General features: G+C 69.4%; 13 protein-coding genes and 1 pseudogene. All 14 read right to left on the reverse strand.

Annotated elements, in window-relative coordinates:
• Positions 1 to 208 (reverse strand): annotated as a pseudogene (locus FrCorBMG51_RS23410) (hypothetical protein); the annotation flags it as partial.
• 385 nt (positions 209 to 593) lie between these two features.
• Entirely contained in the window at positions 594 to 722 is a 129-nt protein-coding gene (locus FrCorBMG51_RS32750; protein WP_268760597.1) for a hypothetical protein, read from the reverse strand.
• 16 nt (positions 723 to 738) lie between these two features.
• Positions 739 to 1527, reverse strand: a complete 789-nt coding sequence (locus FrCorBMG51_RS23415) for a hypothetical protein (RefSeq protein WP_157180642.1) — start codon at positions 1525 to 1527, stop codon at positions 739 to 741.
• Between the two features lie 148 nt (positions 1528 to 1675).
• Positions 1676 to 2122 carry an MOSC domain-containing protein gene (locus FrCorBMG51_RS23420; protein WP_047225179.1) on the reverse strand — a complete coding sequence of 149 codons (447 nt, stop codon included), beginning with the start codon at positions 2120 to 2122 and terminating at the stop codon, positions 1676 to 1678.
• Between the two features lie 94 nt (positions 2123 to 2216).
• Positions 2217 to 2462: an acyl carrier protein gene (locus FrCorBMG51_RS23425; protein ID WP_047225168.1), complete on the reverse strand. Its 246-nt coding sequence runs from the start codon at positions 2460 to 2462 to the stop codon at positions 2217 to 2219.
• Positions 2455 to 3480 carry an NAD(P)H-dependent flavin oxidoreductase gene (locus tag FrCorBMG51_RS23430; protein WP_047225169.1) on the reverse strand — a complete coding sequence of 342 codons (1026 nt, stop codon included), beginning with the start codon at positions 3478 to 3480 and terminating at the stop codon, positions 2455 to 2457. The genes FrCorBMG51_RS23425 and FrCorBMG51_RS23430 overlap by 8 nt, the downstream gene beginning before the upstream one ends.
• A complete protein-coding gene (locus FrCorBMG51_RS23435) occupies positions 3477 to 4412 on the reverse strand; it encodes a class-II aminoacyl-tRNA synthetase family protein (protein WP_200902578.1) in 936 nt (311 codons plus the stop codon). The genes FrCorBMG51_RS23430 and FrCorBMG51_RS23435 overlap by 4 nt, the downstream gene beginning before the upstream one ends.
• A gap of 96 nt (positions 4413 to 4508) precedes the next feature.
• Positions 4509 to 5387, reverse strand: a complete 879-nt coding sequence (locus FrCorBMG51_RS23440) for a diiron oxygenase (protein WP_047225170.1) — start codon at positions 5385 to 5387, stop codon at positions 4509 to 4511.
• A 47-nt stretch (positions 5388 to 5434) separates the two neighbouring features.
• On the reverse strand, positions 5435 to 6388 hold the full coding sequence (locus tag FrCorBMG51_RS23445) for an inositol monophosphatase family protein (RefSeq protein ID WP_047225171.1): 954 nt from the start codon (positions 6386 to 6388) through the stop codon (positions 5435 to 5437).
• Positions 6389 to 6462: 74 nt separating this feature from the next.
• Complete coding sequence (locus FrCorBMG51_RS35215) at positions 6463 to 6780, reverse strand: aminotransferase class III-fold pyridoxal phosphate-dependent enzyme (RefSeq protein WP_476742243.1); 318 nt, start codon at positions 6778 to 6780, stop codon at positions 6463 to 6465.
• Positions 6681 to 7694, reverse strand: a complete 1014-nt coding sequence (locus FrCorBMG51_RS32215; RefSeq protein ID WP_476742244.1) for an aspartate aminotransferase family protein — start codon at positions 7692 to 7694, stop codon at positions 6681 to 6683. The genes FrCorBMG51_RS35215 and FrCorBMG51_RS32215 overlap by 100 nt, the downstream gene beginning before the upstream one ends.
• Positions 7695 to 7830: 136 nt before the next feature.
• Positions 7831 to 8358, reverse strand: a complete 528-nt coding sequence (locus FrCorBMG51_RS23455) for a dioxygenase family protein (RefSeq protein ID WP_047225172.1) — start codon at positions 8356 to 8358, stop codon at positions 7831 to 7833.
• Between the two features lie 129 nt (positions 8359 to 8487).
• On the reverse strand, positions 8488 to 10614 hold the full coding sequence (locus tag FrCorBMG51_RS30090) for an ROK family protein (protein WP_086055647.1): 2127 nt from the start codon (positions 10612 to 10614) through the stop codon (positions 8488 to 8490).
• Positions 10611 to 11672, reverse strand: a complete 1062-nt coding sequence (locus tag FrCorBMG51_RS23465; protein WP_076845038.1) for a zinc-dependent alcohol dehydrogenase — start codon at positions 11670 to 11672, stop codon at positions 10611 to 10613. Before FrCorBMG51_RS23465 ends, FrCorBMG51_RS30090 begins: the two co-directional genes overlap by 4 nt.
• Between the last annotated feature and the right edge of the window lie 436 nt (positions 11673 to 12108).

Below are 12108 nucleotides of genomic sequence, written 5' to 3' on the forward strand. Positions count from 1 at the left end.
AACCGGCTGGCGAGCCGGTGCCGGCCAACCGGAGCATCTCGCGCGCATGCTCGGATGCGGTGTCGGGCGGAATCACCAGCAGGCGGATCCAGGGCCGGGTGCCCGGCACGGATGGGGTGAAGGACAGCCGGTCGGGAGCCCCGCCATCATCGTCGAACCGGTCGAGATCGACGCGGTCGAGAACAGAAAAAGTCTGGTGCGCCGTCACGACGGCCACCTCACCCCGACGGTACCCCGCCGGATGACAACGACCGACAACCACATCGACACCATGTCAATATTCACAAAATCATCAGCCTGCTGACAGGTTATCATATGCGAGACACCCAGGGGGATCACATTGACGAGCGCGTCGATTCCCAGGGATCGACGTGTGCGCAGCGCATCCCACAGATATTTTCGTGGATCAGGCCGCATACAGGGTTTCCCTGGTCCACATCACCTGGTCACGGAAGTACGGATTATGGGACAGCCGTAACGCTGACGACGTACAGGCGACCGATCTCAACAGTCGCCCTCGCAGGACGCCCGGCTGGAGAACCCCGGCCGAGGCCGCTGGGCGATCGCACACTCTCTTTTCAAACGGGGCCGGGTCAGTGCGACGGGCCGAGCAGCGCGCGTATGAACGCGATGCCGAACTGGGATCGGTTGGTCTGCCAGACGTGGCAGTACTCGTACGGCCAGGCGTAGACCGGGCACTGCCCGTTGCAGAGTGTGGACACCCGCGGCTCGTCGAGATCAGACCGGGCACTGCCCGGTGCAGAGTGCTGATATCCGCGGCTCGTCGAGATCGGCGGCGGCGTAGCGGTACAGCAGCTCGATGCGGGTGGAAATAATACCGTAGTCGAAAATGCGGGCAAGGCGGTTCTCCTGGGCGAGTACCGTCTCGATCGTCAGGTCCTCCAAGGGGTACCTGTCGGGGAGGACGTTCTGGAGGGACAGAAAGAGGTCGGCCGCCCGGCGGCGCGGATCGCCCAGGAGGGCGCCGAGCACGGCGAGCCTGCCGAGTGCCAGTTTGGGGCGCCTGAGCAGGCTGTGCGCGTAGAGGACGCGCAGTAGCGCGACGTCCATGAAGAACCGTTCGAGCGGCGTCTCGAGCGCGACGAGCCCGCGGTTGTTCAGGTAGCCGGCCACGATGCTGGCGTTGTGCGCGCGGTACCAGGCTTCCGGAGCGGGGCGCCACAGAAACGCCAGCCAGTGCCGCACCGCGGTCGTGCTGGGCTCGCCGGACGCGCCCTTGGACAGCAGGTCTGCCTCGACCGTGTCGCGGAGCAGGGACTCGTTCACGGCCCGCCACCACGGGCTGCCGGGCGTCGCGGCGCTGGCGGATGCCAGCAGTCCGCGCTGGATCTGCCAACGCATGAAAGCTATTTCGGCACGCCGATAGGGTCGGATGCTCCGGGTCGCGACACGCCGGTCGTAGAACTGCGCGGCGAGCCGGAGACGCCGCGCCGGGTCGTCACGGGCGACGGCAACCAGTTCCTCCGCGCGGTGCGCGGCACCCGCCGACACCCCTCGGCTGGACACCTCACGAGCATATCGAACGCGGCAGTGTGTACCCGGCATGTACCGGCCGAGTGAGGAGGGCGCAGAGGAAGACACAGCGGAAGACACAGAAGACACAAAGGAATCGGCACCGGTCGGGGAGCCGGCGCACGCGACAGGCACGGTTCCGTCAGAGGCGGCCCAGCCGTACGGGGTCCCCGATTCGTAGGACTCCCCCGCTGACAATCATCGCGCGAAGGCCGCCGCGGTGGAGGAGTCCGCGCAGCACACCCGGTCGGGTGAGCCGTTCCAGGCGAGCGCACGGCTCGCTGAGAGCCGTGCCGCGCACACGGACGTCGGCGCCAACGGTGAGTTCCTGGCCCACCAGCTGGTCGAGGGGAACACCGCGGCAGACCACGTTGCGGCGGGCTTCTCCCGAGGCGAGAAAGACACCGTGGTCGTGCTTCAGGGCCGTGAGGGCATCGACGTCGATGAAGGAGATCTCGCAGACGCCGGAGGAGCGGCCGATGACGTGCCGGGACGGCCCGCCGGCAGCTCCGTCGTGAAAGTAGCGGAAATAGCGGTCCCCCATCAGGCCGCGGCCGGCCACCGCGAGCACCTCGCCGACCTCTGTCATGGGCGCGCCATGGGCGGGCGCGACGTGAAGCGAGACCACGCTACCTTCCCACATTCAGTGGCACCTTCCCACGTTCAGTGGCGCCTGCTCGTGTTCACCAGCTCCGTTCCCCGCCGAAGAAGTTCTCCTCGATGGTGTCGAGCGTGCGGAACTGGTCGACGCTCAGTTCGGTGACGGGTAGTTCGCGGCCCACGACGTCCTCCAGCAGCAGGATGAACTCCATGAAGCCGAGCGAGTCGACAAGGCGGTTCTCGATGAGATCGAGATCGGGAGGGATCTCGTCGAACTCCGGGTTGCGCTCACGCAACCAGTCGACGATCGGCTTGAGTGTGTCATGCATGGGCTGTCATTCCCCGCGCGTCACGGACGGCAAGGGCGTATTCGGTACGGAAGCGGGCCAGCAGGGCAGCTACCGGTTCGACGGCCGTGACCCGCTCGCAGGAGCGGCCGCAGTACATGGCCATGTCCTCGACCTGGCCCTCGACGCGCACCGACGGCGCGGTCGCGCTGTACCGGGGGACGGGCAGGCGCCCGCCGTCCGCCGTCGTGACGGTCGCGACGAATCGGGCGGGAAGCCGTTGTTCGGAGTCGGTCAGGGCATTGCGCAGCACCCGGTGGGGCCGGTGCGGCCATCCGATGTCATAGCGCGTCGTCACCACGGTGTCCGTGGCCGCGGCCGCGACGATCCGGCGTCTGAAGAGCGGATGGGCCTCCGATTCATGGGTGGCCACGAAGACGGTGCCGGCCATGGCACCGTCCGCGCCCTCCTCGATGGCACGGGCGAGGTCGGCCCCGGTCGCCACTGCGCCGGCCACGGCGAGGACGGCGTCCGCGTGGCGTTTCCGTACCGCGCGCAGCAGGGGCAGGGCGGGCAGGTCACCGAGCAGGTGACCGCCCGCTTCGCTGCCCTGTAGGACGACGATGGTGGCGCCGCGTTCCAGCGCCCGCTCGGCGGTGGCCTCGGTGCCGACCTGAACCACCGTCGGGTGCCCCGCTCCGGCGGACGCGGTCAGCAGGTCCGGGTCGGGGAGCCCGTAGAAGGTCACGAAGGCGTGCCCGGGCAGGCTGTCCAGTGCGGCGTCGAGCTGGGCGCGGGCGGTGGCCGGGCCCGCCACCTCCGGGATGAGGTTGACGCCGAACGGACGTGTGGTCGTCCGGGCGGTGGCGGTGACAAGACGGCTCACCTGGGCTGGCGGTTCCCTGTAGAGGGCGAGTACGCCGCCGGCGCCCGCGCGGGACACCGCGGCGCACAGCCTGGGTCCCGCGATGCCACCCATCCCGGCCTGGAGCAGAGGCAGGGTGAGCCCGAGGGCCCGTCCCAGCCGGCCGGGGAGCACGGGCAGGCTCGGCGCGGTCACTGGACGGCTCCCGCCTTCAGGACCGCGTCTCGGGCCGCGACGAGGTCCCCGTCGAAGCGTTCGTCCAGGACGTGCAGCCAGCGTTCCAGGCCGAAGGCGACGCACCCGGTGAACGCGGGCCGTCCCGCGTACTGGATGGCGCAGCGTTCCCCGAAGAAGTTCCGGTGGTGGTTGAACGAGGCCACCGCCGTGCCGTCCCGGCTTGCATACTCCTCCTTGACCGGCGCGAGGAGTTGCATCACCGCACGCGATCCGTCCTTCTGGAAGAAGGGATCGGTCGCGGGGACGCGGCGCAGCTCGATCCCGAGGCGCGCGGCGAAGGCGGCGATCTCCTGGTGGTGGTTGTCGAGGTGCGCCTGGACCGCCTCGCGGGAGCCGAGACAGACGATCTCCCGCATGGTGAAGCCCCACAGGCGGCGCAGGCCGTCGTAGTGCTCCTCGTTGCGGAAACAGCGGGACGCCATGGTCACCAGGGTCGCCGGTCCGGCGAGCTCGGTGCCGGTGAAGTGCAGGAACCCCGCGTAGCAGGTGGCCGACGGCAGCAGGTAGGTGGCATCGCTGAGATCCTGGGCGGGGATCGGGACGACCGCCTTCCCCGCACCGTAGTGGTCGAGGCGGTCCGGTCTGATGCCGCTGACGACGCTGCCGAGATGCGGGAAGTTGTGGAAGTAGTCCAGTTCTCTGAGGGCCGCGGCCGGCAGCAACGGCGGGAGCGTCATCGGCTCGGCACCGCGGGCGGTGCCCCAGCCCGCGAAGACGTCGTCGAGGGTGCGCAGCAGCGAGGTCGCCGCCCCGCCCAGACAGGCCAGACCGTCGCACGCGGACCAGGCCGCGGGAGAGCCGGCGGGCACAGTGGTGTGCTCGGTACGGGACCCGCCGGTGTGGGACCCGCCGGTGTGGGACCCGCCGGTGTGGGACTCGGTGCGGGACATCGTCCTCCCTAGGGCCTGTCTGGTGGATGGCGGGAAGGATGCCGGGCGCGTGGCGCGCCGACGGTGGTGGCCGGCGGCCCGGCGGTGGTGGTCTGCTCACAGCGCGAGGGGGATGCCGATCCTGGTGAGGAAGTCCGTGCTCTTGCGCAGTACGCGCTCGTGGGCGGCGCGACGGGCGGGATGGTTCAGCAGCCGCCCGCGGAGCGCGAATCCGTCGGAGATCCCGGTGTCGCGGTAGGCGGCGGGGTTGTAGAACGAGGCCATGCTGGCGCTGAGGTAGTCGGCGAGGTAGTGGCTGACGGCCGCACGGTCCTCGGCGTCCAGCCCGGCCGCCAGCAGCCGCTCCCACAGCAGCTGGACCAGCCGTGCTCCGAAGGCGATGTGGCGGCTCTCGTCCTGGTGGTGAATCCGGTTCAGCTGCCGGATGGTGGGATGCAGCCGGTCGTCGGCGGCCAGGTGCACGTTGTAGTGGTCGACGATCTGCTCGAACAGCAGGATGCGGGCGAACACCAGGAAGTTCTCCCGCCGCGGGTCCTGGGCGGGAGCGGCCGGCCCCAGTTTTTTGCTGGGGTAAATTCGCCCGCCGTACTTCAGGCAGAAGGTGGCGAAGAACCACATGTGCTCGTTCTCCTCACCCATGAAGTGGTGGAAGAACTCGGACGGCGTCTCGAAGCCGGGCGTGTGGACCCGGCGCATGACCTCGATGAGCAGTTCCCTGATTCCGTGGACGTTCAGGCTGTAGAAGTTGACGCTCTCCCAGCGGCTGAGGGCGCGCAGCTGGGCGGGGGCGAGATTCTCGGCATACTGCGTCCCGTGCACGGACAGCAGTTCGGGCGAGAACCAGAATTCGTCCGCGGGCAGACTCGGTGGCCAGTCGAACGTGGTGTACGGGTTGTAGTAGTCGCTGCTGGCCCTGGCCGAGAGGCGGTCGAGAAGCCGCTGGAACCCGGCATCCGTGATATCCGCGGCACACAAGGTGCCCGAGGTATTCGAAATGTTCGATGTATCCGAAATATTCGAGGTCATGCCGGCTCCTTCCGGACGGGCCAGGCGATGCTGTCGAGCAGTTTCCTGTGCAGTTGCGGGGTGGAGGCGGCCACGCAGGACCGCTGGTTGGTGACGTCCAGGTCGGTCAGGGCCGTGTCGCCCAGCGGCTGCCCGTAGGCGTCGGTGATGACGATGCCGGCCTTCTCGGCCAGCAGGACGGCGGCGGCGATGTCATAGGGGAACAGGTGCAGCACGCGTCCGTTGCCCACGCGTTGGAACTCGCCGAGCAACGCGGGGTCGTCCCGCAGCAGGCGGTTGCCGATGTCGACGTACGCGTCGAGCTGCCCGGTGATCAGGCGGGAGATGGAGTAGGTGGCGCTGTTGAAGACGAACACGCCCCCCGTGTTGGCCGACAGGTCGATGAGATGTCCGTATGCCTCGGTCATCAGCCGGGCCGGGTGCCCGTTGAACTCCAGCGACCAGAACATCCGTGACGGGTCCGTGGTGCGGGTCGGGGCGGGCACGGGGTGGTCGTACCCGTGCGCGACCACCCCGGGGGTGTCCCTCTCGGCGTACAGGCAGGCACCGGTCTTCCACTCCATCAGCAGCGCGTGCCGCACGTCCGCGATCCGGGGACACGCGGTGAGGCGGGCGACGGCGACGGCGACGGTGGCGGACTCCAGCCCGGCCACGGCGGAGCGGGTGCCGTCGATGGGGTCGACAACCAGCAGGTGCCGTGGGGCACGGCCGTGCTCGCGCAGGCCGCGGTCCTCGGAGAACACGGCCATGGGCAGGTCCCGCTCGACGACGTACTTCCACACGGCGCGCTCGGCCACGTCGTCGATCCCGAACTGGGCGTCGCCACCGGGCGAGTGGCCGCGTACGCCGCGGTTCTCCGTCAGGGCTCGGCCCGCGGTGATCTCGCCGCGCACCAGCCGGGCGAGGCCGAGCAGGTACTCCCGCCAGCCCTGCCACCCGTGATCGTCCATCCGGGCCCTCCTGCCGTTCGTTACTGCGCCTCTCCAGGCGACGTCCGTCGCCGCGCCTCTCCAGGCGACGAGGGTCACTGCGCCTCCTGGGCGACGAGGGTCTCCAGGCGGTCGCAGAGCAGGTCCGCCTCCTCGATTGTGATGATCAGAGGCGGCCGTATCTTCAGCACGTTTCCGCGTCCGTAGCGGGAGGTGCGCAGGATCAGGCCGTGCTCCATGCCGCTGCGCGCGAGATGCCGCGTCAGCGAGGTGGCGGGCTGGCCATCACGGTCGGTGAGTTCGATTCCGATCATCAGGCCCAGTCCCCGCACGTCGTCGACGCAGGGGTACCGCTGGGCCATGCCGCGCAGCCGCCGCATGATGTGCGCCCCGACCGCGCGGACGTTCGCCAGGAAGGCGGGCCGGGAGACGATCTCGAGGGTCCTGGCGGCGGCCGCCGCCGCCNGGCGGCCGCCGCCGCCAGGAGGTTGCCGCCGTACGTGAACGAGTGGAACTCACCGCCGAGCCCGGAGAACTCCTCGCTGGTGAGGATCGCCGCGACCTGGGCTCCGGAACCGCCCAGCCCCTTGGACGTGGTGATGATGTCGGGCCGCACATCGAAGTGGTCCGCGGCGAACATGTGCCCGGTGCGGCCGATACCGGTCTGGACCTCGTCGAAGACCAGGACGATGCCCCGCTCGTCGCAGATGCGGCGCAGCGCCGCCAGGTATCCGTCCGGTGGCACGATGTTGCCGCCGGAGCCGGACACCGGTTCGACGACGACGCAGGCGACACTCCCCGAGGACGCGTGATCGATGAAGTCGTTGATCCGTTCCGCGCACAGCAGACCGCAGGTGTCCGGCCGCTGCCGGTAGAAGCAGCGCCGGCAGTACGGGTCGGGGACATGGACGACCCCGGGGACGAGCAGCGGGAACGGCTCCCTGCGGAACGCCTCCCCGGACATCGCCGTCGTCAGCAGGGTCTGGCCGTGGTGGCTGCGGAACAGGGTGATCACGTCACGGCGGCCGGTGTGGACCTGTGCCATCTTCACCGCGCCCTCGTTCGCGGTGGAACCCCCCGACACCTTCAGGTGCACCCGCGTGAGGTTCGGCGGTGACACCGCGACAAGCCTGCGGACGAGTTCGTCGACGGGCCTGGTCTGGAACGTCGAGGTGGCGTGGATCAGTAGATCGGCCTGCTCACGGATGGCCTTGATGATTTCGGGGTGGCTGTAGCCGAGGCTGAGATTGAAGGTGGCGGAGGCACAGTCGATGTACGCCCTGCCCTCGGTGTCGTACAGGTAGATGCCGTCACCGTGGTGCATCATGTAGTCGCTGACCTGGTGGTGGAGCAGGTCCTGGATTCGCCGCGTGTCGTACAAACTTACCGCCCCCTTGGTGTGGGCGACGGCCGTCGAATGCCGGAGTTCATCCGGCGCGATTCCGCCGGCCTCGTGGCCGCACTCAGACGGGAAGAACGAAGGTGAAACTCCCTTCCCAGCCCTCCGCCGTCTCGCGGACGTTCATGAGGCATTCCGGCCGGAAATGCCTGTCCAGACGGTTTCTGCGCTCTCCCGGGAAGTACAGCATCGTCGTCAGCACCGCGCCGCCGGGCGGCTGCACCTTCACGTGGACGTGGCGGGTGCGGCCCGGGTAGACGGCCGGCAGGACGGTTTCCAGCCGCCAGTTCCCCGCGGTGTCAGCAAACTGGTGTCCGCGCAGGGTGAAGCCCTCCTCGTCGTACACACCCTCGTCGCCGACCTGCCAGAAGTCCAGCAGCGTACCGCCGACTGGTTTTCCGTCCAGCCCCACGACACGGCCGGACAGCACCATGGGCGTACCGGTCCCGACATCGTTGCGGAAGTTTGTCTTGTACGGGGTGCAGGGCTTGTAGTACGGCCCCTCGGTCTGTTCGGGAGTCGGCGGTGTGCCGTTGCACCTGCATTCGGGTGTCGGGATCAGGAGCTCCTGTCCCCGCACTGTTTCCGCCATCTTGGAACTCCTTCGGTGATCGACGCGAGAAACGCCTCACGGAGTTTTCGCGGAGCGATACAGGAAGCCGTCCGCCGTCCGCCGTCCGCCGTTCGATCTCGATCGAGGCGCGCGCGACGCGTGAACGGGTCAGATGAACGGCGAGATCTGGTTGGAAGGGGAACGGCGGAGCCCTCTCTCGTGGGCCGCGTGGCGCAGCATGACGACCCGGGCCCGGGCGAACAGGTCGTCGTCCGGGGGACGGGTCAGGATGTCCGTCAACGCGAAGAGATCGAGGGCACGACTGATCCGCGGCCAGTCCGGTGGCAGCAGACCGCCGCCGGCCTGGAAGGCGTCCGTCAACCCCCGGGAGAAGGCCGTCGGGTAGTCGTCGGCGAAGCGCAGCATGTTGCCGACGTCCACCAGCGGCGAACCGCTGAAGGCCAGTTCCCAGTCGAGCACCGCGGCCACCTGCCAGCGGTCGTCACCCCGCCGCTCGACCAGCACGTTCTTCGGGTTGAAGTCGTTGTGGACGAGGCTGCGCTGGCCGCACACGGCGGCGCACGGCCGCGCGCTCCTCTCGGCCAGCCACCGCAGCGTCGCCACGTCGGAGGAGCTGAGGCGTTGCGCGGCGCGACCGGTGCCGCCGGGCCGTCCGTCCGGGTGCCGCGCCGCCGAGAGGCGCCTCTCCACGAATTCCGGCAGATCACTCGTGACATCCCGCCTCGCCGGCCGGGGCACGAGCGAGGCTTCCTCGAAGTATCCCGGCCCGGGCAGAGCGAACATGCCGATGCGGGCCAGTGCCGCGCCGACCTCCCGGCCCAGGGAATCCGCACCCTCCGGAGAGGCATCCGCCAGCGGCCCGGACAGCATGACGCCCTGGACGAAACGGTAGACGAGGGCCGGGCGGCCCGTCGCCCGGCCGTCCGGGTCCGCGGCCACGAGTTCGGGCACCGGGACCCGGCCGCGCAGCCGCGTCAGCAGGGCGGCCTCCACCTCGCAGGGGTTGCGCCGCACCGCCGTCCCGCCTCCGCCCGAACCGTAACGACGCAGGACATAGCGCTCGTTTCTACGGGTTGTCAGCATGATCGACTCGTTGGTGTACCCGCCGGGAAGCGGACGCGCGTGCCGCACACTGTCACCCGGCAGCGCGTCGTGGAGCAGCCAGGCACGGACGTCGGTCTCGAGACGGACGGAATCGCTGATCGCCGTCTCACCCGTTCGCCTGCCGTGCGTCCGGTTCTCCTCGTGACGAGGCCGGTCCGCGTACACGCGGTTCTGGGCGACATTCGCGCGGTTCTGGGCAGCGTCTGCCGCGGCGGCGTCCGGCGACGTGTCGTCCGGCGACGCTCCGTCCTGGCGTGCGATGGTCGCGGCCCGGGCAGCCAGGACGAGGCCGCCCGCCGGGCCTGCCATCGAACCGAGCGCGGCTGGTACGACGAAGTCGTCCGCCTCCTGTTCCGGCAGGCCCGGATACCCGGCGAGNACCCGGCGAGCCGCTTCGCCAACTCGGCCCGTACCAGGGGGAACAGTCCCGGCAGCACCGACATCCCGCCCCCGATCACGATCCGCTCGGGCGCGGTGCAGTAGACGACGTTGCGCAGCCCCTCGGCCAGATAGGCCGCCTCCAGCTCGACCGCCCTGCGAAGCTCCTGACCGGCGAGTTCTTCCGCCGGCCGCCCCCAGCGGGCGGCGGNCCCGTCCGCTCGCCATGCCCTCCAGACAGTCCCCGTGGAAGGGGCAGTTGCCCGCGAACCCGTCCCCCGGCTGCCGCGCCACCGCCACATGGCCGATCTCGGTGTGCACCAGCCCGCGCACCGGCCGGCCGCCGACAACCGCCGCACCGCCGACCCCGGTACCGACCGTGATGTACACGAAGGTCTCCAGCCCACGTGCCGCGCCCCACCGGCCCTCGCCCAGCGCGGCCCCGTTGACATCGGTGTCGATCGTCACGGGAACACCCAGCTCACGCGCGAGCCTGCCCTGGACGTCCACGTTGCTCCAGCCGGGTTTGGGCGTGTTCGTAACAAACCCGTACCGGGGGTGGGAGCGGCGCAGCTCCAGCGGGCCGAAGGACGCGACGCCCACCGCGGCCGGCGGCCCGTGATCGGCCGTGGCCTCCCGGAAGAACGCGACCACCCGGGCAAGCGTCGGCCCCGGCTCCCCGGTAGGGAAGCGCATGTGGGCGGCGACGTCGTCGGGGCCCGTCCCCAGCAGGCACAGCATCTTTGTTCCGCCTGACTCCACCGAGCCGTACAGCGGGCCGCGCGTGCTCATCGGTCGCTCGCAGGCCAGCCGTCCGCCCCCACGGGCGCCGGGTCGGACCGGATGACGACCTTCATCGCGCCGTATCCCGCCTCCCTCCAGGCCAGCAGACCGAAGGCGTCCTGGTGGCGCTCGAGCGGGAACTCGTGCGTCACCAGGGACTCCAGCGGCAGTTCACGGGCCAGGTCGACAGCGACGGGGAAGACATCGGCCCGGTAGTCCCCCGCCCCGATCAGGCTGATGCCGTGGCTGGTCAGGTACATCGGTGTCATCAGCGTCGAGTAGGTGGCGTCGAAACCCATCCCCACGACCCGCCCCCCGTCGGCCACCAGGCGCAACGCCCGCTCCACGGCCGTGCCCGTCGTGTCGAACACGACCTCGGGCCGCTGTCCGTCGCCCGCCGCCACCACGGTGTCCGTCGGATCCGCTCCCCCGCCGTCCACGACATGGGTGAAGGCCGCCTTGGCCGTCGCCAGCCGGTACGGGTCGGACTCGACGACCACCACCCGCCGTGCCCGTCGCGCCGCGACCAGGCCCGTCAGCACGCCGATCGGCCCCGCGCCGAGCACGGCCACGGTGTCGCCGAAGGAGACGTCCGCCGCGAGGACGTTGTTGAGCACACAGGCCAGCGGCTCCACCAGCACGGCCTGACGAAACCTCATGCCTTCCGGAAGCCGTTCGGTGAAGCGTTCCGGCAGCACGACGTAGTCGGCGTACGTGCCGTCGCGGTCGACACCGACCTCCGTTCCTCGCTTGTGCTGGCAGAAATTGGTCGCCCCACGCCGGCAGGGCGGGCAGCCGCCGCAGAACAGGGTGGGGTTGACCACCACCCGGTCGGCGGGCCGCACCGTTGTGACATCCGGCCCCGTTGCCTCCACCACACCCACGGCCTCGTGCCCGAGAACCACACCAGGCCGTGCTGGAAAGCGGCCGAGCAGAATCTTGCGATCGGTACCGCAGACTCCCGTCCCGGTGACTCTGACCAGGACGTCGTCACGCCGGGCAATGTCCGGAAACTGACGCTCTCGTATCTCGACGGAGCCGGAACCCAGATACACCAGTGCTTTCACGGCGCCTCCCAGGAGTCCACGACCGCAGGTCGTATGACTCAGGCATGTGGCTCAGGCAATGGCTCTGACTCAAGCAATGGCTCAAGCAATGACTCAGGCAATATGGCTCAGGCAATATGGCTCAGGCGTGTGACTCTCGTCACTCGACTGTCAATGTCCACTATAGTTTCACAACCGGGCCTGTCAACGTAGCGGTGCGACGATGGTGTTGCAATTGCCCGGCTTGCCGCGACGTTCCCGTTCCGCTCGGACGGTCGGCGCTGGTCACATATTCGTCCGGAAAATCCGTCACCCGCCGCCGATCCCGCATCGGCCTTTTCGCGCTCCAGCGCGGCGTTCTTCACCAACCCGGTGGCACGGCCGGCCCGGAAACCACAGCCTGCCGACAGACGGAAACTGCCTCTGAGCTCGATAGCTACGGGCGTACGACGGCCAC

This window comes from Protofrankia coriariae (assembly GCF_001017755.1).
GTDB lineage: Bacteria > Actinomycetota > Actinomycetes > Frankiales > Frankiaceae > Protofrankia > Protofrankia coriariae.

What these genes read in the sequence shown, in the direction of transcription:
- FrCorBMG51_RS23425 (WP_047225168.1), bottom strand. Translation starts at nt 2,462, where the DNA reads ATGCATGACACACTCAAGCCGATCGTCGACTGGTTGCGTGAGCGCAAC.
- FrCorBMG51_RS23455 (WP_047225172.1), bottom strand. Translation starts at nt 8,358, where the DNA reads ATGGCGGAAACAGTGCGGGGACAGGAGCTCCTGATCCCGACACCCGAA.
- FrCorBMG51_RS23445 (WP_047225171.1), bottom strand. Translation starts at nt 6,388, where the DNA reads ATGGACGATCACGGGTGGCAGGGCTGGCGGGAGTACCTGCTCGGCCTC.
- FrCorBMG51_RS23420 (WP_047225179.1), bottom strand. Translation starts at nt 2,122, where the DNA reads ATGACAGAGGTCGGCGAGGTGCTCGCGGTGGCCGGCCGCGGCCTGATG.
- FrCorBMG51_RS23435 (WP_200902578.1), bottom strand. Translation starts at nt 4,412, where the DNA reads ATGTCCCGCACCGAGTCCCACACCGGCGGGTCCCACACCGGCGGGTCC.